7 protein-coding genes are annotated in these 26,399 nt (G+C 61.7%); 1 reads left to right on the top strand and 6 read right to left on the bottom strand.

All coding sequences use genetic code 11. The features are described from left to right. Positions 1 to 19 precede the first annotated feature (19 nt). The 6 genes from ACZZ0G_RS12505 to ACZZ0G_RS12480 all read right to left on the bottom strand — a co-directional run bounded on the left by ACZZ0G_RS12505 (position 20) and on the right by ACZZ0G_RS12480 (position 7,959). A complete protein-coding gene (locus ACZZ0G_RS12505; RefSeq protein ID WP_463556327.1) occupies positions 20 to 886 on the bottom strand; it encodes an ABC transporter permease in 867 nt (288 codons plus the stop codon). 20 nt (positions 887 to 906) lie between these two features. After that, positions 907 to 1,767, bottom strand: coding sequence for an ABC transporter ATP-binding protein (locus ACZZ0G_RS12500; protein WP_158834421.1), 861 nt, complete (start codon positions 1,765 to 1,767; stop codon positions 907 to 909). A 22-nt stretch (positions 1,768 to 1,789) separates the two neighbouring features. Beyond that, complete coding sequence (locus ACZZ0G_RS12495) at positions 1,790 to 2,686, bottom strand: TauD/TfdA dioxygenase family protein (protein ID WP_463556326.1); 897 nt, start codon at positions 2,684 to 2,686, stop codon at positions 1,790 to 1,792. 375 nt (positions 2,687 to 3,061) lie between these two features. Next, entirely contained in the window at positions 3,062 to 4,429 is a 1,368-nt protein-coding gene (locus ACZZ0G_RS12490; protein ID WP_463556325.1) for an HlyD family type I secretion periplasmic adaptor subunit, read from the bottom strand. Next, on the bottom strand, positions 4,419 to 6,575 hold the full coding sequence (locus ACZZ0G_RS12485; protein ID WP_463556324.1) for a type I secretion system permease/ATPase: 2,157 nt from the start codon (positions 6,573 to 6,575) through the stop codon (positions 4,419 to 4,421). The genes ACZZ0G_RS12490 and ACZZ0G_RS12485 overlap by 11 nt, the downstream gene beginning before the upstream one ends. A gap of 34 nt (positions 6,576 to 6,609) precedes the next feature. Beyond that, positions 6,610 to 7,959 (bottom strand): TolC family outer membrane protein, encoded by a 1,350-nt coding sequence (locus ACZZ0G_RS12480; RefSeq protein ID WP_463556323.1) that lies wholly within the window; start codon positions 7,957 to 7,959, stop codon positions 6,610 to 6,612. Between the two features lie 358 nt (positions 7,960 to 8,317). Here ACZZ0G_RS12480 and ACZZ0G_RS12475 point away from each other — a divergent pair, with 358 nt between their 5' ends. Further along, complete coding sequence (locus ACZZ0G_RS12475) at positions 8,318 to 26,356, top strand: LapA family giant adhesin (protein ID WP_463556322.1); 18,039 nt, start codon at positions 8,318 to 8,320, stop codon at positions 26,354 to 26,356. The last annotated feature ends 43 nt before the right edge of the window (positions 26,357 to 26,399 follow it).

The raw sequence follows: 26,399 nt of genomic DNA, 5'->3' as shown, positions 1-26,399 counted from the left end.
AGGCTGCGATCTCTTCAGGTCAGCGCTGCATACCCCACCGCTTAACAGTCACCCGCTCCAGCGTATCGAACACCAGATTCTCCACCAGCAAGCCAATCAGAATCACCACCGCCAACCCCGCAAACACCTTGTCGGTATACAGCTCATTACGATTCTGAAAGATGTACCAACCCAGCCCACCCTTGCCACTGGTCGCGCCAAACACCAGTTCCGCCGCGATCAACGTGCGCCAGGCAAACGCCCAGCCAATCTTCAGCCCGGCCAGAATCGACGGCAGCGCCGCCGGGATCAGAATGAACAGTACCAACCGCAGACCCTTCAAACCGTAATTGCGCCCGGCCATGCGCAGCGTTTCAGAAACGCCGAGAAACCCCGCGTAAGTGTTCAGCGCCAGCGCCCACAACACCGAATGCACCAGCACAAAAATCAGGCTGTTCTGCCCCAGGCCAAACCACAGCAACGCCAGCGGCAACAGGGCAATCGCCGGCAGCGGGTTGAACATCGAGGTCATCGTGCTCAGCAGATCACGACCCAACTGCGTCGACACCGCCAACGTGGTCAGGGCAAACGCCAAGACAATGCCGATCAGATACCCCTTGATCAGCACCACCAGCGATATCCATACCTTGGCCAGCAGTTCACCGCTGAGCAAGCCATCGAACAGCGCATGGCTGGTCTGCAGGAAACTCGGCAGCATCAGGTCGTTATTCTGAATCCGCGCGACCACTTCCCACACGACTGCGAGCACAATCAGGATCAGGCCTTTACGCAGCCAGCCCTGTTGCCACAGTCGCGTGCCTAGGGATAACTCTCGCTCGACCGGCACTTCGGTCAACGGCTCCAGCACAACTTCGAATTCTTCACGCACGGATGATAAATGGCTCATCGGGTAGTCCTCCTGGCCGCTCAATAGGCGATGCGAATGTCGTTGAAGTCGTGGTCCCGCTCGGTTTCCGGCGACTGGCCTTCGTCGAACAGCAGACGATGAATGCGCCGCGCCGACTCCTGAAACGCCACGCCGCCGAGGCTGTGCAGATCGTATTGATGGCTGTGTACTTCGGCGCGCACCCGGCCCGGATGCGGCGACAGCAGCAAAATGCGATTGCCGACCACTAGCGCCTCTTCAATCGAGTGGGTGACGAACAGCAAGGTGAAGCGCACTTCTTCCCAAAGCAGTAGCAATTCTTCCTGCATCTTGCGTCGGGTCAGTGCATCGAGTGCTGCGAACGGTTCGTCCATCAGCAGGATTTTTGGCTGCATCGCCAACGCCCGGGCAATCGCCACCCGTGCCTTCATGCCGCCGGACAAGGTGTGCGGATAGGCATCGGCAAACGCTGCGAGGCCGACCTTTTCCAGATAGTGCAGTGCGCGTTCTTCGGCCTCTTTTTTCTTCAGGGTGCGTGATGCAAGCAGCGGAAACATCACGTTCTGTTTGACGGTTTTCCACGGTGGCAGTTGGTCGAATTCCTGAAACACCACGATCCGATCCGGCCCCGGCGCGTCGACGCGCTGGCCTTGCAGACGGATCTCGCCTTCGCACGGTTGAATGAAGCCGGCCACCGCTTTGAGCAAGGTGGATTTGCCGCAACCGGACGGGCCGAGCAGCACGTAACGATCGGCCGGATCGATTTCAAAACTGACCTGGTGGGTGGCGCGCACCACGCGTTGCGGCGTGCGGTATTCGAGGCTGACGTGATCGACGGCCAGCAGCGCTTCGCTGCGGGCGACCGGGTTGCTGGCCGCGTGGCCTGGCAAGGGAGCGTTCATTTTTTGATCAATCTCCGCTGAATCAGAAAGGCGCGTCGCCCTGGATGGTCGTGCGATACAGCTTGCGGCGCAGGTGCGCGGGACAGCCGGCGGCGAGATGGATCAGCGAACGGTTGTCCCAGAACACCAGGTCGTGGGGCTGCCACTGATGGCGGTAGATGTTTTGCGGCAAGACGCTGTGGGCATAAAGCTCGGTCAGCAGTTGCTGGCTCTCGTCGTCGGGCAAACCGACGATGCGCGTGGTGAAACCTTCGCTGACGAACAACGCTTTGCGGCCGTTTTCCGGGTGCGTGCGCACCACCGGGTGCACCACTTCCGCCACTTGAGCGAGTTGCTCCGGGGTCAGGGTCGGGCGCCAGTTGCCTTCGAATTTGGTTTCGCTGTAGCGCGCGGTGTAGGAATGCGCGGCCGAACGACCTTCAACAGCTTTGCGCAGGGCCTCGGGCAAGCTGTCCCAGGCTTTGTGCATATCGGCGAACAGGGTGTCGCCACCCTCGGACGGCAACTCCTGCGCGTGGAGCATCGAACCGAGGCTCGGCAGCTCTTTATAAGAGAGGTCGGAGTGCCAGAACTTGCCGGCATCACCGAGGCCGATGTTCTGGCCGTTTACGATGACGTTGGAAACGATGAGGATTTCCGGGTGGTCGGCCAGCAGAAACTGCTTGAGCACATGGATCTGCAACACACCGAAGCGGCGGCTGAAGTCGATCTGCTGTTGCGGGGTGATTTGCTGGTCGCGGAACACCACGACGTGGTGATCCAGATGCGCGCGGTGGATGCGCACGAAGTCCTGATCATTGATCGGCCGGCTGAGGTCGAGGCCAATGATCTCGGCGCCGACGGCACCACTGAAAGGACGGATTTCAAAGGATTGCGGCGCGGCGGTCGCGGCGCTTGGGGAAGCAGTAGCTGCGGACATCTTTCCATCTCCCACGCACGGCACGCTCACGGGCGCGCTCGTCGATCAGACACTCACGCTGGATTGCGTGTTGGTTCAGGTCGTGCGGCGCGCCGATTGGTCGGCAGGTACGCAGGGGGATGACTTTATAGCTATAAGAATCGGAAATTAAATACCGTTAATGAATAACGATATGGCGAATGGTGAGGAATGGACTGGATGGTGAGTGACGGTTTTTGTCACTTACTGACAGGGGATGTGGTGTTCCCGCTGACGCCTTCGCGAGCAGGCTCGCTCCCACAGTTGATCTTCAGTGGACACAAATTCTGCGTTCAAAAGAAATCCAAATGTGGGAGCGAGCCTGCTCGCGAAGAGGCCGGCAGCAGCGCTGAAGATCTAGCGCTCGTGCAACGCCTCAGCCCGCGCGCGAATGATCGGCTTGAGCAGGTAGCTCAACACCGACTTCTTGCCGGTAATGATGTCCACCGACGCAACCATCCCCGGAATGATCAGCAACGGCTTTTCATCGGTGCCCAAGTGGCTGCGCTCAGTGCGCACCTTAATCACGTAATACGTGGTTTTCTTGTCTTCGTCGGTGATGGTGTCCGCGCCAATCTGCTCCAGTTGCGCCTTCAGCCCGCCGTAAATGGTGTAGTCGTACGCGGTGAATTTGACGATCGCTTCCTGCCCCGGATGCAGGAAGGCAATGTCCTGCGGACGGATCTTCGCTTCGACCAGCAAGGTGTCGTCCAGCGGTACGATTTCGACCATGTCGCTGCCCGGCTGAATCACGCCGCCGATGGTGTTGACCAGCAACTTGTTGACAATACCGCGCACCGGCGATGTCACCAGCGTACGGCTGACGCGGTCTTCCAGCGCCTTGCCGGTAGCACTGGCCTTGTTCAGGTCGGTGCGTGCCTCGTTAAGCTGAGTCAGCGCTTCGCTGCGGAATTTGCCGCGTGTCTCGTCGATCTTGCGCTGCACTTCCTTGATCGCCGATTCGGCGCGCGGGATGGCCAGCGTGGTGGCGTCGAGCTGACCGCGTGTTTCCACCTCGGCACGCTTCAGACGCAAGACTTCTACCGGGGACACTGCGCCCTGCGCCACCAGCGGCTCGGACATGTTGATTTCCTGGCGCTGCAAGCCGAGCTGCTGACGATACTGCGCTTGCTTGGAGGCGAATTCGCGCAGCTCCTGCTGACGCTGAATCAACTGTTCCTGCAGCCCGCCAATCTCGTCGTGCAATTGCTGACGGCGGCTGATGTACAGCGATTCTTCACTTTTCACCTGACCGGGCACGGCTTTGAGCACGTCCTCGGGGAAATTCAGCGGACGGTCATCGACCTCAGCGCTCAGACGCTCAACGCGCAACAGCATCGACAGGCGATCGGCCTCGGTTTCGCCGACGTTGGAGGCAAATCGCGTATCGTCGAGGCGAATCAGCGGTGCGCCGGCTTCGACGATCTGTCCTTCCTTGACGAACAGTTCGGAGACAATCCCGCCCTCAAGGTTCTGGATTTTCTGGATCTTCGACGACGGAATCGCTTTGCCGTCGCCCTTGGTCACTTCGTCGATCACGGCGAAATTGGCCCAGAGCATGAGGAACACGAAGAAGCCGATGATCGCCCAGATGGTCAGGCGCACGACGCGCGGGGCGTCCTCGATCAGCGCTTTGTTGACCTCCGGCAGCGGCTGGCCCTGCAGCGATGCCGAGCCTTTGAAGTAGCGACGGATCGAATCCTTGAAACCCGACTTAAGCAACACTGATCTGCCCCTTCTTCAACGCTTCCATCACGGCGGCTTTCGGGCCATCGGCAAGAATTTGTCCACGGTCGATCACCAGCAGACGATCCACCAGCGACAACAGTGAAGCCCGATGCGTCACCAGCACCACGGTCTTGTTTTCAATCACGGCGGCGAGGCGTTGCTTGAGACGTTCTTCACCGGTGTTGTCCATGGCGCTGGTGGGTTCGTCCATCAACAGGATCGGCGGATTGAGCAACAGCGCTCGGGCCAGCGCGACGTTTTGTCGTTGGCCACCGGAGAGGTTTTGCCCACGCTCGCCGACTTGCAGCTCATAGCCTTGCGGGTGCAGACGGGCGAATTCGTGGACGCCGGCCAGTTCGGCGGCTTGCAGGACGAGTTCGTCTTCTACATAACGTGCGCCGGAAACCAGGTTGTCACGCAGGGTGCCGGCCAGCAGCTGGATGTCTTGCGGTACGTAGCCGATGTTGTAGCGCAGCTCACTGACGTCGATCTGGCGGATATCCACACCGTCGACCAGCAACGCGCCGTCATCCGGCTGATAGAGGCCGACCAGCAGTTTGGCGAGGGAGCTTTTGCCCGAGCCGCTGCGGCCGATGATGCCGATTTTCTCGCCGGGACGGATCACCAGATTGATGTTCTTCAGCGCCGGGTTCTGTTGCTCCGGGTAGGTGAAGTTGAGCTGGCGGCATTCGATCGCACCCTGCAACACCTTGCGGCTCAGCGGGCGTTCTTCGAAATTGCGCTCTTGCGGCAACTCCATCATCTGATCGACCGAAGTCATGGTCACCCGCGCCTGTTGATAGCGCGTGAGCAGACCGGACAGCGAGGCCAGTGGGCTCAGTGCACGACCACTGAGCATGTAGCAGGCGATCAGACCGCCCATGCTCAGGTTGCCGGCGATGATCTGGTACACGCCGAAGACGATCATGATCACCCCGGCCAGTTGCTGGATCAGCAGGGTGATGTTCATTGCCAGGCCGGAGAGCATTTTCACCCGCAGCTCGAGGCGACTGAGGGTGCCGATGGTCTGTTCCCACTGGTACTGACGTTCGCTTTCGGCGTTGTTGACCTTGACCGCATCGAGGCCGGCGAGGGTTTCGATCAGGCTCGACTGGCGCTCGGCGCCGAGGGCCATGGTGCGTTCCATGGTGGCCACCAGCGGCTTTTGCAGGGCGTAGCCGATCAGCAATGCAATCGGGAACGCCAACACCGGAATCCACACCAGATGCCCGCCGAGAATAGCGATGACAATAAAGATCAGGATGGTGAACGGCAGGTCGATCAGGCTGGTCAGGGTCAGCGAGGCGAGGAAGTCGCGCAGGCTCTGAAACTCGTGGATGTTCTGCGCAAAACTGCCGACCCGCGCAGGACGGTACTTCATGGCCATGCCGACGATGCGTTCAAACAGCGTCGCGGAGATGATCAGGTCGGTTTTTTTCCCGGCCAGATCCAGGCACAAGCTGCGCAGGCTTTTGAGGACCAGGTCGAAGATGTACGCGCCGGTGATGCCCAGCGCGAGCACCCACAGGGTCGCTTCAGCCTGGTTCGGCACCACGCGGTCGTAGACGTTCATCACGAACAGCGGTGCAGCCATGGCGATGATGTTGATCAGGAAACTCGCGGCGATCGCATCGGCATACAGCCAGCGCGAACGTTTGAGGGTGTCGCGGAACCACGAACGCGCACGCGGAATCAGCGTGCCGTGGTTGACGTCGAATTTGTGTTGCGGCTGAGCGAAGAAGACTTTGCCGGTGTAGTCGTCGGCGAGCAGTTCGCGGCTGACGATGGACTCGCCACCATCGCTTTCGCTGAGCAGCACCCGCGCTTCGTTGTCACCCTGCCAGCCGAGCAGAACGGCGCTGCGGCCATCCTTGAGCAGCAACAAGGCTGGCATGGCGATCGCCGGAATTTCTTCCAGCTTGCGTTGCAGCACTCGTCCTTGCAGGCCGGCGCGAGCCGCCGCGCGGGGCAGCAACTCGACACTCAGGCGTTGTTTGGGCAGCGGCAGGCCGGTGGTCAGCATCGCCGCGCTGGCGGGTTTCTGGTGCAGCATGCAAAGGGCGAGCAGACCGTCCAGTAACGGATCGTCGTGCAACGCGCGTGGATCATGACTGAGTTGAACTCGACTGACTTCTGATTCCACGCTCGACACTCTTTGACAGTTGAAAAGGGATAACTCAATTCATCCCAGGCAGCTGGACCTTGGGCTTGACGTCGTTCTGCACAACGGATGCCAACGGTGCGACCACTCCCTGGCTTCTGAGCAACTCGCCCATGGTCGCCTTGATTCGGTACTGAGTAAATAACTGAATGTTTTTGATTTCCGCCAGACGCCGCGAAGCGGTGAACAACTCGTTTTCGCTGTCGAGCAAATCGAGCAAGGTACGTTCGCCGAGGCTGAACTGACGCTGGTAAGCGGTGCGCACCGAGGTGCTGTGGTCGACGTACTGCTGAGCGATCGGCACTTGCGCGTTAGCGTTGTTCAGGGCGTTCCAGGCCAGGCCCAGCTCTTCGTTCAACTGACGCAGGGCGTTGTTGCGAATATCCAAAGCCTGGTTCGACAGGTACGACTTGGATTCCAGATCAGCCTTGTTGCTGCCACCGGAGTACAGGTTGAAGCGCATCCGCAGCATCGCCTGCCATTCGTTGTTGTGGCCGTTCTGGCCATCAAGATCGTTGTCGGCGGTGCGGCCCAGTTCGGCGTCGAAACGTGGGTAGAAGGTCGATTTGGCGGTTTCGTATTGCTTCTCGGCGGCGGCGATGTCGGACTCGGCCGAGCGCAGGATCGGGCTGTTTTCCAGCATCTGCGTACGGGCTTCGTTGAGGTTGGCCGGCATCATCGCCATGAACGGCGCTGGGCGCTCGAGCTGATCGGGCATCTGGCCGACGGCGCTGAGGAAGTTGGTTTCCGAGTCGGCGAGGTTGGTCTGCTCGGTGATCAGGTTGTTGCGGGCCTGGGCCATCCGCGCTTCGGCCTGATCGAGGTCGGCACCGCTGCCGACGCCACGCTGGGTGCGCAACTGGATCTGGTCGTAGATGCGCTGGTGGCTCTTGAGGTTGTCTTCAGCCAGACGCACGAACTCACGACGGGTCAGCACATCCAGGTAGACCTGGGCGACGGTCAGCGCGGTGCGCTCGGAAGTGCCGAGCAGCGAGTAGGCGCGGGAGTTGACGGTGGCTTGTTGACGCCCGACTTCGCTGGACGTCGCAAAACCGTCAAAGACCATCTGCGAGAGACGTAAACTTGACTCGCTGCGGTTCAGGGTTTCGTAGTGGTTACCGGAATTGGCGCGGGTGGTGACGCTGTCGGTGCCTTCACGGCCATAACCGCCGAGCAGATCGACCTTCGGCAGGTATCCACCTTTTGCCGCTCTTAACTGATAATCCGCGGCCAAACGACTGTTGACCCCTGCCTGGATTTCCGGATGGACATCCAATGCCTGCTGCATGGCTTCTGGTAAGGATTGTGCTTGTACGAAAGAGGCGGCGAGAGCGAAGGGTACGGCGAAAAGCAGGGGCGAACGCATGGTAGGAATTTCCCAGAACTTCTTGTCTTGAATCACAGCAAAACGTGGTGCTGCGTCGGATGATGGCAACCGGAATGACCGTATGTCGGAAAGTTCAAAACAGGAACTGGATCACACGCTGAAGCACAGGTCGCCGCGGAAATATCAATGTGACATTAGTGGGGCGATTGTTTAGGATGGCACCCAGAAGGTCAATAGTTTGGCATAAAGTTAATAGCGAAAGAATCTAGCCAAATTATTGACGATTAGACGCGTCAAACTTGTTTCGCAAATTTTTAAAGTACGTCCAGACTGAATCGGCGCCCATGCCGTCAGGTCCATGGAAGTCAACTGAACGTGACACCCCGGAGAGTCTTCAATGAGCAGTGTTGTTGCCATCGTCAAAAGCATTGTCGGTCAGGTATTCGTGGTGTCCCCAGAGGGCGTGCGTCGCGTACTCGTTGAAGGCGATCGCCTGTTTGTCGGCGACCAGATCGACACTGGCCTCTCCGGCGCCGTGTCGCTTGAATTGGCCGATGGCCGCACCCTTGATCTGGGCCGCGAAACCCAGTGGAGCGCCAACGCGCCCGACTCCAGCACTGACCTGGCCGAGGCCACCGCGCAGGCAGCGCCCTCGGTAGCAGAACTGCAGCAAGCCATCGCCGCTGGTGTCGACCCGACCACCGCCCTCGATGCCACCGCTGCTGGCCCGAGCGCCGCCGGTACTGGCGGTGCTGCCGGTGGTGGTCACAGCTTCGTAATGCTTGACGCTACCGCTGGCCGCGTCGACCCGACCATTGGCTTCCCGACCGCAGGCATCAACGCTGCCGGTCAAGCCGCGCAAAACATCACCGGCGGCCAGACCACCGACACCACCACTAATGCCCTGCGTGAATCGACCCTGAGCCTCAGCGCCACGCCGAGCATCACCGAAGCTGGCGGCGTGCTGGTGTACACCGCGACTCTGACCCAAGCGCCGCTGACCGACCTGACCATCACCCTGTCCAATGGCGCAGTGATCGTGATTCCGGCGGGGTCCACCACTGGCACCGTCAACGTGCCTCTGGCGCCGAACGACACGGTTTACAACGACCCGACCCAGATCGACGTGACTGTCACCGGCACCACCGGCGGCAACGGCATCACCGTGACCCCGCCGACCGTTCCAGCCACGACCCAGGTCACCGACACCATCGACACCACCACCGTCACCCTGACGGCCGGGCCGAGTGTCACCGAAGGCGGGCAGATCACTTACACCGCGACGCTGACCAACCCGGCGCAGACGCCGGTCACCGTCACCCTGTCGAACGGCTCGACCATCACCATCGGCGCCGGCCAGACCACCGGCACCGTCAACGTGCCGACCCCGGCCAATGACGTCTATAACAATGGCAGCACCGTCACCACCACTATCACCGGTGCGACTGGCGGCAACTTCGAAAACCTGGTGCCGAATCCGACGCCAGCGGTCACCACCATCACCGATTCGGTCGACACCACCACGGTCACCCTGACCTCCGGCTCGACCGTCACCGAAGGCGGCCAGATCACTTACACCGCGACCCTGACCAACCCGGCACAAACCCCGGTGACCATCACCCTGTCGAACGGCTCGACCATTACCATCGAAGCCGGCCAGACCACGGGTGTCGTCAATGTGCCGACCCCGGCCAATGACGTCTACAACAACGGCAGCACCGTTAGCACCACGATTACCGGCACCACCGGTGGCAACTTCGAAAGTCTGGTGCCGAATCCGACGCCAGCAGTGACCACCATCACTGATTCGGTCGACACCACCACCGTCACCCTGACGGCGGGGCCGAGCGTCACCGAAGGCGGCCAGATCACTTACACCGCGACCCTGACCAACCCGGCGCAAACTCCGGTGACCGTCACCCTGTCGAACGGTTCGACCATCACTATCGGCGCCGGCCAGACCACTGGCACCGTCAACGTGCCGACCCCGGCCAACGACGTCTATAACAACGGCAGCACCATCACCACCACTATCACCGGTGCGACTGGCGGCAACTTCGAAAACCTGGTGCCGAATCCGACGCCAGCAGTGACCACCATCACCGACTCGATCGACACCACCAACCTGACCCTGACTGCCACCGGCACAGTGGTCGAGGGTGGCCAGATCACCTATACCGCGACTCTGACCAACCCGGCACAAACCCCGGTGACCGTCACCCTGTCGAACGGTTCGACCATCACCATTGAAGCCGGTCAGACCACCGGCACCGTCAACGTGCCGACCGCGGCCAATGACGTCTACAACAATGGCAGCACCGTCAGCACCACCATTACCGGTGCTAGCGGCGGCAATTTCGAAAATCTGGTGCCAAACACCACGCCAGCCACCACCACGGTGACTGATTCGATCGACACCACCGCTGTGAGCCTCACTGCTACCGGCACCGTCGTCGAAGGCGGCCAGATCACCTACACCGCGACGCTGACCAACGCCGCGCAAACCCCGGTGACGATCACCCTGTCGAACGGCTCGACCATCACCATTGAAGCCGGCAAGACCACCGGCTCGGTCAACGTGCCGACCGCGGCCAACGACGTCTACAACAATGGCAGCACCGTCAGCACCACCATTACCGGTGCTAGCGGCGGCAATTTCGAAAACCTGGTGCCGAACACGACTCCAGCGACCACCACCATTACCGACTCGATCGACGACACCAACCTGTCGCTGACAGCCACCGGCAGCGTGGCTGAAGGCGGTTCGATCGTTTACACCGCGACCCTGACCAATCCTGCCGGCACCCCGGTGACCGTGACCCTGAGCAACGGCTCGGTGATCACCATCGAAGCCGGTAAAACCACTGGCACCGTCACTGTTCCAGCGCCGGCCGATGACGTTTACAAAGACGCCGGTAAAGTCGAAGTCACTATCAAGGATGCAACGGGCGGCAACTTCGAGAATCTGGTGCCGAGCACCGTTCCAGCCGTGACCGAAGTGACTGACACCATCGACACCTCGACCGTGAAGCTGACAGCCGACATCTCGGTCGCTGAAGGCGGCACCGTCACTTACACCGCGACCGTTGGCGCGCCAGTCACCGGTTCGCCGGTTGTCGTGACTTTGGCTAACGGCCAAAACATCACCATCGCCGTCGGCCAAACCACTGGCACCGTCACCACCACCGCGCCGAACGACGCGCTGGTCGGCAACGCGCCGCTGAGCAACTCGATCACCAATGTCAGCGGTGGCAACTACGAAAATCTGGTCGCCGACAAAACCCCGGTTTCTACCAACGTCACAGACGTCGCCGACACCACCAACCTGTCGCTCAGCGCCACCGGTTCTGTGGCTGAGGGCGGTTCGATTGTTTACACCGCCACCCTGACCAACGCAGCAGGTTCGCCCGTCACTGTGACCCTGAGCAACGGCTCGGTGATCACCATTGAAGCGGGTAAAACTACAGGCACCGTGACTGTTCCGGCGCCTGCCGATGATGTCTATAAAGACGCCGGCAAAGTCGAAGTGACCATCAACAACGCCAGCGGCGGTAACTTCGAAAACCTGGTGCCGAGCACTGTTCCAGCCGTCACCGAAGTGACCGACACCATCGACACGTCGACCGTCAAACTGACTGCTGACACCACCGTGGCTGAAGGCGGTACCGTCACCTACACCGCGACCGTTGGCGCGCCGGTCACCGGTTCGCCAGTAGTGGTGACTTTGGCCAATGGCCAAACCATCACCATCGCGGTCGGCCAGACCACCGGCACCGTAACCGCCACTGCACCGAACGATGCGTTAACCGGCCATGCGCCGCTGACCACTTCGATCACTGAGGTTTCCGGCGGTAACTACGAAAATCTGGTGGCTGACAAAACCCCAGTCAGCACCACCGTCACCGACACTACCGACACCACCAATCTGTCCCTCAGCGCCACTGGCACTGTGGCTGAAGGCGGTTCGATCGTTTACACCGCGACCCTGACCAACGCTGCCGGCTCGCCCGTCACCGTTACCTTGTCGAACGGCGCCGTGATCACCATCGAAGCCGGCAAAACCACCGGTACTGTGACCGTCGCTGCACCCGCCGATGACGTCTACAAAGACGCCGGCAAAGTCGAAGTGACCATCAAGGACGCCACCGGCGGCAACTTCGAGAACCTCGTTCCGAGCACCACGCCTGCGGTAACTGATGTCACTGACACCATCGACACCTCGACGGTGAAACTGACCGCGACCGAAACCGCTGCTGAAGGCGGCACCGTCACTTACACCGCGACTGTCGGTGCGCCAGTGACCGGTTCGCCTGTCGTCGTAACCCTGGCCAACGGTCAAAGCATCACCATCGAAGTCGGCAAAACCACCGGCACCGTGTCGACCACCGCTCCGAACGATGTGCTGGCCGGTCACGCTCCGCTGACCAACTCGATCACCAACGTCAGCGGCGGCAATTACGAAAATCTGGTTGCCGACAAAACTCCGGTCAGCACCACCGTGACCGACACTGTCGACACCACCACCGTTTCGCTGACCGCCACCGGCAACGTCAACGAAGGCGGTTCGATCGTTTACACCGCGACCCTGACCAACCCGGCCGGCACCCCGGTGACCGTGACCCTGAGCAACGGTTCGACCATCACCATCGACGCCGGCAAAACCACCGGCACCGTCACCGTCCCAGCACCGGCCGATGACGTCTACAAAGACGCCGGTAAAGTCGAAGTGACCATCAAGGGCACCGACGGCGGCAATTTCGAAAATCTGGTGGCCAATCCGACGCCAGCGGTGACCAACGTCGCCGACACCATCAACACCACGCACCTGACCCTCAGCGCTGAAAGCTATGTGCTCGAAGGCACGTCGATCACCTACACCGCGACCCTGACCAACGCCGCGCAAACCCCGGTGACCGTCAACCTGAGCAACGGCCAGACCATCACCATCGAGGCCGGTAAAACCAGCGGTTCGGTGACCATCGCCGCGCCGAGCGATGACGTTTACAAAGACGTCAGCAAGCTCACCGTGACCATGACCGATGCCACTGGCGGCAACTTCGAGAAACTCGACGTCAGCAAGACCCCGGTCAGCACCACCGTCAATGACACCATCGACAAAACCACGCTGACCCTGAGCGCCAGCGACACCGTCAGCGAAGGTGGCCAGATCACCTACACCGCGACCCTGAGCAATCCGGCCGGCACCGCCATGACCGTGACTCTGGCCAACGGCGCGGTGATCAACATCGCCGCCGGCGCCACCAGCGGTTCGGTGAACTTCGCTGCACCTGCGAACACGCCGTACATCGACGGCGGCAAGGTACAGACCGCGATTGCCAGCCACAGCGGCGGTAATTTCGAGCAGGTCGATGCCAACCGCTCGGCGGTGGTGACCACCGTCACCGACAGCGTCGACACCACCAATATCAGCCTGAGCGCCACCGCTTCGGTCGCCGAGGGCGGCTCGATCATTTACACCGCAAGCCTGACCAACCCGGCAGGCACGGCGATGACCGTGACCCTGAGCAATGGCGCAGTGATCAACATCGCCAAGGGCGCGACCACCGGCACCGCGACCGTCGCCGCACCGACCGATGACGTGTACAAGGACGCTGGCAAGGTCGATGCGAGCATCACCAAGACCACCGGCGGCAACTTCGAAAACCTGGTGGTCGACAAGACCCCAGCGGTCACCGACGTGACCGACACCATCGACAACAGCACCGTGTCGCTGACCGCCACCGCCAGCACCGTTGAAGGCGGCGTGGTGGTTTACACCGCCTCCGTGACCGCGCCAGTGACCGGCGCGCCGGTTGTCGTGACCCTGTCCAACGGCCAGACCATCACCATCCCGGTCGGTGCCAGCAGCGGCAGCGTCAACTTCACCGCACCGAACGATGCCCTGGCCGGCGGCAACACGCTGAGCGTGAAAATCGACGGCGCCAGCGGCGGCAATTACGAAAACCTCGTGGCCGATAAAACCCCGGCCGTGACCTCGGTGACCGACACCGTCGACACCACCAATCTGTCGTTGAGTGCGACCGGCACCGTGGCTGAAGGCGGTTCGATTGTTTACACCGCGACGCTGACCAACCCGGCCGGCACGCCGGTGACCGTGACGCTTTCGAACGGTGCGGTCATCACCATCGAAGCGGGCAAGACCACCGGCACCGTCACCGTTGCGGCGCCTGCCGATGACGTCTACAAAGACGCCGGCAAAGTTGAAGTCACGATCAAAGATGCGACTGGCGGCAACTTCGAGAGCCTGGTGCCAAGCACCACGCCAGCCGTGACCGACGTCACTGACACCATCGACACGTCGACCGTCAAACTGACCGCCGACACCAGCGTGGCTGAAGGTGGCACCGTTACTTACACCGCGACTGTCGGCGCGCCGGTGACCGGTTCGCCAGTCGTGGTAACCCTGGCCAACGGCCAGAGCATCACTATCGAAGTGGGCAAGACCACCGGCACCGTGACCACCATCGCGCCGAATGACGCGTTGAACGGTCAGGCCTCGCTGGGTAATTCGATCACCGGCGTTTCCGGCGGCAACTACGAGGACCTCGTTGCCGACAAAACCCCGGTTTCGACCACCGTCACCGACACCGTCGACACCACCAACCTGTCGCTCAGCGCCACCAATTCGGTCGCCGAGGGCGGTTCGATCATCTACACCGCGACCCTGACCAACGCCGCGGGTTCGCCTGTTACCGTGACCCTGTCGAACGGTTCGGTGATCACCATCGAAGCCGGCAAAACCACCGGCACCGTGACCGTCCCTGCGCCTGCCGATGACGTTTACAAAGACGCCGGCAAAGTCGAAGTGACCATCAAGGATGCCACTGGCGGCAACTTCGAGAACCTGGTGCCGAGCACCGTGCCGGCCGTCACTGAAGTCACTGACACCATCGACACCAGCACCGTCAAACTCACCGCGACCGAGTCGGCGGCTGAAGGCGGCACCGTCACCTACACCGCCACTGTTGGTGCGCCAGTCACTGGCTCGCCGGTTGTCGTGACCCTGGCCAACGGTCAGAACATCACCATCGAAGTGGGTAAAACCACCGGCACCGTGACCACCACCGCGCCGAACGATGCGTTGAACGGCCACACGCCGCTGACCAACGCCATCACTGAGGTGAGCGGCGGTAACTACGAGAATCTGGTCGCCGACAAGACCCCGGTTTCGACCACTGTCACCGACACCGTCGACACCACCGATCTGACGCTGACCGCAACCGGCACAGTAGCGGAAGGCGGCTCGATCGTTTACACCGCGACCCTGACCAACCCGGCCGGTACGCCGGTAACCGTGACCCTGTCGAATGGCTCGGTGATCACCATCGAAGCCGGCAAAACCACCGGCACCGTGACCGTCCCTGCGCCTGCCGATGACGTTTACAAAGACGCCGGCAAAGTCGAAGTGACTATCAAGGATGCCACTGGCGGCAACTTCGAGAACCTCGTTCCGAGCACTACACCAGCCATCACCGACGTCACTGACACCATCGACACCTCGACCGTCAAACTGACTGCCACCGAGTCGGCGTCTGAAGGCGGCACCGTCACTTACACCGCCACCGTCGGCGCGCCAGTCACCGGCTCGCCTGTCGTGGTGACCCTGGCCAACGGTCAGAACATCACCATCGAAATCGGCAAAACCACCGGCACCGTGACCACCATCGCGCCGAACGACGCATTGACCGGCCACGCCCCGCTGACCAACTCGATCACTGGCGTTTCCGGCGGCAACTACGAAAACCTCGTCGCCGACAAAACCCCGGTCAGCACCACCGTGACCGACACCACCGACACCACCAATCTGTCGCTGACCGCGACCGGTACTGTGGACGAAGGCGGCCAGATCACCTACACCGCGACCCTGACCAATGCCGCTGGCTCGCCAGTGACCGTGACCCTGAGCAACGGTTCGGTAATCACCATCAAGGCTGGCGAAACCACTGGCACCGTCACCGTCGACGCGCCGAAAGACGACGTCTACAAAGACGCCGGCACCGTTGAAGCGACCATCAAGGGCGCAACCGGTGGCGACTTCGAAAACCTGGTCACCAGCACTGCCCCGGCGGTTACCACCGTCAACGACACCATCGACACCTCAACCGTGTCGCTGACTGCCACGGCGAACGTCGCCGAAGGCGAAACCGTGGTCTACACCGCGACCGTAACTGCGCCAGTCACTGGTTCACCGGTTGTTGTGACCCTGTCCAACGGTCAGACCATCACCATCGCCGTCGGCGAAACCACCGGTTCGGTGAACTTCGTTGCGCCGAACAGCCCGTTGGCCGGCGGCAGCTCGCTGAGCGTAACCATCGACGGCGCAACCGGCGGCAACTACGAAAAACTCGCGGTCGACGGCAAGTCCGCCGACACCGCAGTGTCGGACACTACCGACACCACCAACCTGAACCTGACCGCAACCGATTCGGTGGCTGAAGGCGGCTTGATCGTTTACACCGCGACGCTGACCAACCCGGCCGGCACCCCGGTGACCGTGACCCTGAGCAACGGTTCGGTGATCACCATCGAAGCCGGTAAAACCACGGGCACCGTCACTGTTCCAGCGCCGGCCGATGACGTTTACAAAGACGCCGGTAAAGTCGAAGTCACTATCAAGGATGCAACGGGCGGCAACTTCGAGAATCTGATGCCGAGCACCGTGCCGGCCGTGACCAACGTCACCGACACCATCGACACCACCGCCGTCAAACTCACCGCGACCGAATCAGCGGCTGAAGGTGGCACCGTCACCTACACCGCGACCGTCGGCGCGCCAGTCACCGGTTCGCCTGTCGTCGTGACCCTGGCTAACGGTCAGACCATCACCATTGGCGTTGGCCAGACCACCGGCACCGCGTCCACCACCGCGCCAAACGATGCACTGACCGGCCACGCGCCGATCACCAATGCGATCACCGAGGTGAGCGGTGGCAATTACGAGAATCTGGTGGCCGACAAGACCCCGGTTTCGACCAGCGTCACCGACACCGTCGACACTACTAACCTGACGCTGAGTGCCACGGGCTCCGTGGCCGAGGGCGGCTCGATTGTTTACACCGCGACGCTGACCAACGCGGCTGGCTCGCCAGTGACCGTGACCCTGTCGAATGGCGCGGTAATCACCATCGAGGCCGGCAAAACCACTGGCACCGTGTCTGTTCCAGCGCCAGCCGATGACGTCTACAAAGACGCCGGCAAGGTTGAAGCGACAATCTCCACCGCCACCGGTGGCAACTTCGAAAACCTGGTGCCGAGCACTGTGCCGGCCGTGACCGAAGTCACCGACACCATCGATACCTCGACCGTGAAACTGACGGCTGATACCTCGGTGGCAGAAGGCGGCACCGTCACTTACACCGCCACTGTCGGCGCTCCAGTGACCGGCTCGCCGGTCATCGTGACGTTGGCCAACGGTCAGAACATCACCATCGAAGTCGGCAAAACCACTGGCACCGTGACCTTCACTGCACCGAACGACGCGTTGACCGGCCACGCACCGATCACCAACTCGATCACCGGTGTTACCGGCGGCAATTACGAGAATCTGGCGGCTGACAAGTCTCCGGTTTCGACTAACGTCACCGATACCGTCGACACCACCAACCTGTCGCTGAGCGCGACCGGCTCTGTGGCCGAGGGCGGCTCGATCATCTACACCGCGACCTTGACCAACGCTGCTGGCTCGCCAGTCACAGTGACCCTGTCCAACGGCGCGGTAATCACCATCGAAGCCGGTAAAACCACTGGCACCGTGACCGTTCCAGCTCCGGCCGATGACGTCTACAAAGACGCCGGCAAGGTTGAAGCGACAATCTCCACCGCCACCGGTGGCAACTTCGAAAACCTGGTGCCGAGCACTGTGCCGGCCGTGACCGAAGTCACCGACACCATCGATACCTCGACCGTGAAACTGACGGCTGATACCTCGGTGGCAGAAGGCGGCACCGTCACTTACACCGCCACTGTCGGCGCTCCAGTGATCGGCTCGCCTGTCGTGGTGACCCTGGCCAACGGTCAGAACATCACCATCGAAGTCGGCAAAACCACCGGCACCGTGACCTTTACCGCACCGAACGATGCGCTGACCGGTCACGCGCCGCTGACCAACTCGATCACTGGCGGAACCGGAGGCAACTACGAAAATCTTGTTGCCGACAAAACACCGGTCTCCACCAGCGTCACTGATACCGTCGACACTACCAACCTGTCGCTCAGCGCGACCGGCTCCGTGGCCGAGGGCGGTTCGATTGTTTACACCGCCACACTGACCAACGCTGCTGGCTCGCCAGTGACCGTCACGCTGTCCAACGGCGCCGTGATCACCATCGAGGCGGGTAAAACCACTGGCACCGTGACCGTCGCTGCGCCAGCGGATGATGTTTACAAAGATGCAGGCAAAGTCGAAGCAACCATTTCGACCGCCACCGGTGGCAACTTCGAAAACCTGGTACCGAGCACCGTACCGGCCGTGACTAACGTCACTGACACCATCGACACCACCACCGTCAAACTGACCGCCACCGAGTCGGCGGCTGAAGGCGGCAACGTCATCTACACCGCGACCGTCGGCGCACCAGTGACTGGTTCGCCTGTCGTCGTAACCCTGGCCAACGGTCAGACGATCACCATCGGCGTCGGCCAGACCAACGGTACCGCGACCACCACCGCGCCAAACGACGCATTGACCGGTCACGCGCCTCTGACCAACGCGATCACCAACGTCAGCGGCGGCAACTACGAGAACCTCGTGGCCGACAAGACGCCGGTCAGCACCAACGTGACTGACACCGTCGACACCACCAACCTGTCGCTGAGCGCTACCGGTTCGGTCGCTGAAGGCGGATCGATCATCTACACCGCGACATTGACCAACGCGGCTGGCTCGCCAGTGACCGTTACCTTGTCCAACGGCGCCGTGATCAACATCGAGGCCGGCAAAACCACCGGCACCGTGACCGTTCCAGCACCGGCTGACGACGTCTACAAAGACGCCGGCACTGTGCAGGCCACGATCAGCAACGCCACCGGTGGCAACTTCGAAAACCTGGTGCCGAGCACTGTTCCCGCCGTCACCAGCGTTACCGACACCATCGACACCACCACCGTCAAACTGACCGCCACCGAGTCGGCGGCTGAAGGCGGCAACGTCATCTACACCGCGACCGTCGGCGCACCAGTGACTGGTTCGCCTGTCGTGGTAACCCTGTCGAACGGCCAGACCATCACCATTGGCGTCGGCCAGACCACCGGCACCGCGACCACCACCGCACCGAACGATGCGTTGACCGGTCATGCACCGCTGACCAACTCGATCACCAACGTGACGGGCGGCAACTACGAGAACCTCGTGGCTGACAAAACGCCGGTCAGCACTAACGTGACCGACACCGTCGACACCACCAACTTGTCGCTGAGCGCTACGAACTCGGTCGCCGAGGGTGGCTCGATCGTTTACACCGCCACGCTGACCAACGCCGCTGGCTCGCCAGTGACCGTCACCCTGTCGAACGGCGCCGTGATCAACATCGAGGCCGGCAAAACCACCGGCACCGTGACCGTTCCAGCGCCGGCCGACGACGTCTACAAAGACGCCGGCACTGTGCAGGCCACGATCAGCAACGCCACCGGTGGCAACTTCGAAAACCTGGTGCCGAGCACTGTTCCCGCCGTCACCAGCGTTACCGACACCATCGACACCACCACCGTCAAACTGACCGCCACCGAGTCGGCGGCTGAAGGCGGCAACGTCATCTACACCGCGACCGTCGGCGCACCAGTGACTGGTTCGCCTGTCGTGGTAACCCTGTCGAACGGCCAGACCATCACCATTGGCGTCGGCCAGACCACCGGCACCGCGACCACCACCGCACCGAACGATGCGTTGACCGGTCATGCACCGCTGACCAACTCGATCACCAACGTGACGGGCGGCAACTACGAGAACCTCGTGGCTGACAAAACGCCGGTCAGCACTAACGTGACCGACACCGTCGACACCACCAACTTGTCGCTGAGCGCTACGAACTCGGTCGCCGAGGGTGGCTCGATCGTTTACACCGCCACGCTGACCAACGCCGCTGGCTCGCCAGTGACCGTCACCCTGTCGAACGGCGCCGTGATCAACATCGAGGCCGGCAAAACCACCGGCACCGTGACCGTTCCAGCGCCGGCCGACGACGTCTACAAAGACGCCGGCACTGTGCAGGCCACGATCAGCAACGCCACCGGTGGCAACTTCGAAAACCTCGTGCCGAGCACGACGCCGGCAATCACCACCGTTACCGATACCATCGACACCACCACCGTAAAACTGACGGCAACGGCTACTGCGGCAGAGGGCGGCAATGTTGTGTACACCGCGACCGTCGGTGCGCCAGTAACCGGTTCACCAGTCGTGGTAACCCTGTCGAACGGCCAGACCATCACCATCGGCGTCGGTCAGACCACGGGCACCGCGACCACCACGGCGCCAAACGACGTGTTGACCGGTCATGCACCGCTGACCAACTCGATCACCAACGTCAGCGGCGGTAACTACGAAAACCTAGTGGCTGACAAAACCCCGGTCAGCACTACGGTGACCGACACTGTCGACACCACCAATCTGGCGCTCAGTGCGACCAATTCGGTCGCTGAAGGCGGCTCAATCGTTTACACCGCGACATTGACCAACGCCGCTGGCTCGCCAGTGACCGTCACCCTGTCGAACGGCGCCGTGATCAACATCGAGGCCGGCAAAACCACCGGCACCGTGACCGTTCCAGCCCCGACCGACGACGTCTACAAAGACGCCGGCACCGTGCAGGCCACGATCAGCAACGCCACCGGTGGCAACTTCGAAAACCTGGTGCCAAGCACGACACCGGCCGTGACCAGCGTCACCGACACCATCGACACCACCACCGTGAAGCTGACGGCAACGACCACAGCGGCAGAGGGCGGAAACGTCGTCTACACCGCGACCGTCGGTGCTCCGGTGACCGGTTCACCTGTCGTTGTAACGCTGGCCAACGGTCAGACCATTACTATCGGCGTCGGCCAGACCACGGGCACCGCCACCACCACCGCACCGAACGATGCGTTGACCGGTCATGCGCCGCTGACCAACTCGATCACCAACGTGACCGGCGGTAACTACGAGAATCTGGTGGCCGACAAGACCCCGGTTTCGACTACCGTCACCGACACCGTCGACACCACCAACCTGTCGTTGTCCGCGACCGGCACCGTGGCCGAAGGTGGTCAGATCACTTACACCGCAACCCTGACCAACGCCGCTGGCTCACCAGTCACGGTGACCCTGAGCAACGGCTCGGTCATCACCATCGACGCTGGCAAAACCAGCGGCACCGTGACCGTTCCAGCCCCGGCCGACGACGTCTACAAAGACGCCGGCAACGTCCAGGCAACGATCAAAACCGCGACTGGTGGCAGCTTCGAAAACCTCGTCACCAGCACAACGCCAGCCGTGACCAGCGTCACCGACACCATCGATACCACCACGGTGAAACTGACCGCGACCGGCACAGCGGCCGAAGGCGGCAACGTCGTCTACACCGCGACCGTCGGTGCGCCAGTGACCGGCTCGCCAGTGGTAGTAACCCTGGCCAACGGTCAGACCATCACCATCGGTGTTGGCCAGACCACAGGGACTGCGACCACCACCGCACCGAACGATGCGTTGACCGGTCATGCGCCGCTGACCAACTCGATCACCAACGTCAGCGGCGGTAACTACGAGAATCTGGTGGCCGACAAGACCCCGGTTTCGACTACCGTCACCGACACCGTCGACACCACCAACCTGTCGTTGTCCGCGACCGGCACCGTGGCCGAAGGTGGTCAGATCACTTACACCGCAACCCTGACCAACGCCGCTGGCTCACCAGTCACGGTGACCCTGAGCAACGGCTCGGTCATCACCATCGACGCTGGCAAAACCAGCGGCACCGTGACCGTTCCAGCCCCGGCCGACGACGTCTACAAAGACGCCGGCAACGTCCAGGCAACGATCAAAACCGCGACTGGTGGCAGCTTCGAAAACCTCGTCACCAGCACAACGCCAGCCGTGACCAGCGTCACCGACACCATCGATACCACCACGGTGAAACTGACCGCGACCGGCACAGCGGCCGAAGGCGGCAACGTCGTCTACACCGCGACCGTCGGTGCGCCAGTGACCGGCTCGCCAGTGGTCGTAACCCTGGCCAACGGTCAGACCATCACCATCGGCGTCGGCCAGACCAGCGGCACCGCGACTGCCACCGCACCGAACGATGCGTTGACCGGCCATGCACCGCTGACCAACTCGATCACCAACGTCAGCGGCGGCAACTACGAAAACCTCGTGGCCGACAAAACCCCGGTCAGCACCACCGTGACCGACACCGTCGACACCACCAACCTGACGCTGTCCGCGACCGGCACGGTGGCCGAAGGTGGCCAGATCACTTACACCGCAACCCTGACCAACGCCGCTGGCTCACCAGTCACGGTGACCCTGAGCAATGGCTCGGTGATCACCATCGACGCGGGTAAAACCACTGGCACCGTGACCGTTCCAGCACCGGCCGACGACGTCTACAAAGACGCCGGCACCGTGCAGGCAAGCATCACTGGCACCAGCGGCGGCGGCTTCGAAAATCTGGTGACCAGCAATACACCAGCCGTTACGAGCGTCACCGATACGATCGACACCACCACCGTCAGCATCACTGGCAGCAGCTCGGTGACCGAAGGCCAGACCGCCAGCTACACGGTCAGCCTGAATCACCCGGCGCAAACCGAAGTGACCCTGAAAATCGTCTACAGCGGCACCGCCGCCGACGGTTCGGACTTCACCGGCGTGTACACCGTGAAGATCCCGGCAGGTGCGAGCAGCGCGCAGTTCAACGTCGCCACCATCGATGACAAGATCACCGAAGGCACCGAGAACTTCGTGGTCAAGATCGATTCGGCCACTGGCGGCAACTTCGAGAGCCTCGCGGTCAGCGCCACCAACGGAAGCGTCAGCACCTCGATCATCGACAACGATGCGCCGCCGGTCATCGACCTCGATGCCAACAACTCCAGCGGCGCCACCGGTGCCGATTACAAGGTGACCTTCACCGAAAACACTCCGGGCGCGGGCGTGTCGATTGCCGACACCGATATCAAGATCACCGACCCGGACAGCACCATGCTGACTGGCGCCACCGTGGTACTGACCAACCGTCAGGACGGCGATGCGCTGAACCTGGGCAACAGCGTCAACGGCATCACGATCAATGCCAACAGCACCAACGGCACCGTGACCCTGACCTTGTCGGGCAACGCGACGCTGGCCGACTACATGCAGGCCATCAAAAACATCAGCTTCACCAACAGCAGTGAAGACCCGAGCACCGTGCCGCGCATCATCACTGTGACCGTGACTGATGGCGGCAACTACTCCAACACCGCGACCACCACGGTCAACGTGGTGGCGATCAACGATGCTCCGGTTGCTGCACCGGTCAACGTCACCGGCACTGAAGACACACCACTGATCCTCGGTTGGTCGACCTTCGGTGTAACTGACGTCGACAGTCCGGCCAGCAGCCTCGGGGTGAAAATCACCCAGCTGCCGGGCGAAGGCAAACTGCAGTACCTGGACGGCTCGACCTGGAAGGACGTCGCCAACAACCAGACCTTCAGCAAGGCTGACATCGACGCGGGCAAGCTGCGCTTCCTGCCGGATGCCAACGAGTCGGGCGTCAACGGTTACGGCGGCACCGGCCTGGGCAACAATCAGGCGGACTACGCGCAGATCAAGTTCCAGCCAACCGACGGCCAACTGCTGGGCAACACCGGCACCGTGAAAATCGACATCACGCCGGTGGCGGATGCGCCGACCGTGAGCGTGGCCGACAACAGCGTGAAGTCCACCGGCCTGATCAAGGAAGTCTGGACTGGCCTGTCGGGCCTGGGCACCAACGGCAACGGCGCGGATTCGACCACGTTGAAAAACGTCATCGACGGCGCCGGTACGCCGAACTCCAGCACTAACGTGAACAACGTGCAGTCCGACGGCAGCGTGACCGCCGGTACGGCGTCGAAGACTTCCGGCCTGATCTATCTGGAAGCCGGCAAGACCTATACCTTCAGCGGTATCGGCGATGACAGCCTGTTGGTGACCATCGGTGGCAAGAACGTGGCCTCGACCACGTGGGGCGCGGGCGGCAACCTCAACGGTTCGTTCACCCCGACCACCAGCGGCTATTACACCCTGGACATCTACCACCACAACCAGAGTGGCCCGGGCAGCTATGACGTCAACCTGTCGGTCAACGGCAGCACGCCGATCGACCTGAGCAGCACCGGCGTACCGATCTACACCGGCGTACAGGATCTGGTGAACTCGGGCGTGACTGTCTCCGATCTGCACGGCACTAACGGCGAAGGCTATTACGACGGCTACAAACTCAACACCGGCGCCGAAGGCACCACGGTGAAACTGTCGGCAATCACCACCGCGCTGACTGACACCGACGGTTCGGAAACCCTGAGCGTGAAGATCAGCGGCGCGCCAGTCGGCTCGGTGCTCAGCGATGGTGCGGGTCATACCTTCACCGTCACCGCCAGCAGCGGCGACGCCAACGTCACCGGCTGGAACCTCGGCAGCCTCACCGTAACGCCACCGCCGTACTACAACGGCCAGTTCAACCTGACCGTGACCTCGACCTCCACCGAGATGGTCGGCGGCTCCGCCAGCAGCACTGCGACCATTCCGGTCACCGTGGTGCCGGCGGTCTACAACGCGATTGTCGCCACCTCGGCCGACGACACCGTCACCGGCACCGATGGCAATGACATCATCGTCGCCGACATCGGCGGCCTGACCGTGGTGCCGGGCACCAACTACAACATCGCGTTCATGGTCGACAGCTCCGGCAGTATGAGCAGCTCATCAATCAACTCGGCCAAGGACTCGCTGACGTCGGTGTTCAACACCCTGAAGCAGAGCCTGGGCGGCAGCAACTCGGGCACGGTGAACATCTTCCTCGTCGACTTCGATACTCAGGTCAACAAGTCGGTGTCGGTGAATCTCAACGATCCGAACGCGCTGACGCAGCTCAAAGCGGTGCTGGACTCGATGAGTTCCGGCGGCGGCACCAACTACGAGGACGTGTTCAAAACCACGGCCAACTGGTTCCAGAGTGCCGACGCGGTGGCCAACACCGGGGCGAAGAACCTCACGTACTTCATCACCGACGGCCAGCCGACCTACTACCAGAGCGGCGAGCAGACCAACCCGACGCTGTACGGCAGCGTGAAGTTCGACAGCGTGGTGACGACCAGCAATTACAAGCTGGGCGACACCTTCAGCACCTATATCGACAACACGCATTACCTGAGCATCAACGCCAGCGGAATTGCCCAGTTGCAGACCTACACGGCCCGATATGGCTGGAGCACCACCAATCTGGGCACCGTTCACGCGCAGGGCGACGGCACTTACGAGTTGTCGAGTCTGGCCGGTAGCGGCAGCAGCACCACCTCGACCACCACCGACAACTCGACCAGCAGCTTCGCGCTGTTGAGCGGTCTGTCGAACGTCGAGGCCATCGGCCTGAACAGCGGCGTAAGCCTCAACGATCTGAAGCCGTACGATTCGGATAAAACGCCGCAAACCAACATCGATCCGAAGGATCTGGCCAACTCGATCATCGGCCACACCGAAGCGACGCTGCCGGGCAACGACACCGTCAGCGGTGGCGACGGCAACGACATCCTGTTCGGCGATCTGGTCAGCTTCAACGGTATTGCCGGTGAGGGTTATCAGGCGATGCAGGCGTTCGTTGCCAAGGAAACCGGGGTTGACGTCAGCAAAGTCACCACCAGTAACGTGCACCAGTACATCACCGAGCACTATCAGGCGTTCGATGTGTCCGGCGCGCATGACGGTAACGACACGCTGTTGGGTGGCGCGGGCAATGACATCCTCTTCGGCTCGGGCGGCAACGACTGGCTCGATGGCGGCAAAGGCAATGACATCCTGCTCGGTGGCACCGGTAACGACACGCTGATCGGCGGTCAGGGCAACGACATCCTCATCGGTGGTTCCGGCGCCGACACCTTCGTCTGGAAGGCGGGCGACACCGGCAACGACGTGATCAAGGACTTCAAGGCCGCCGACGGTGACCGTATCGATCTGCGCGATTTGCTGCAGGGCGAGACCGGTAGCACCATCGACAACTTCCTGAAGATCACCACGGTCGACGGCACGTCGTCGCTGCAAGTCAGCTCGGCGGGCAAGTTCAACTCGGGCGACGCCGCTGCGGCCACCCCGGATGTGACGATCAAACTGGAAGGCAACAACTGGTCGAGCGCCAACATTCATAACCTGATTGCCGGCAGCGATCCGACCATCAAGGTCGACCACAACAACAGCTGATCCGTGAACAAAAACGGCCGCCCTTCTGGGGCGGCCGTCACGT

The sequence above is a fragment of the Pseudomonas sp. AC169 genome (genome assembly GCF_979258515.1).
The sequence above is the reverse complement of the archived record's forward strand: the minus strand, read 5'-3'. Positions and strand labels throughout refer to the sequence as shown.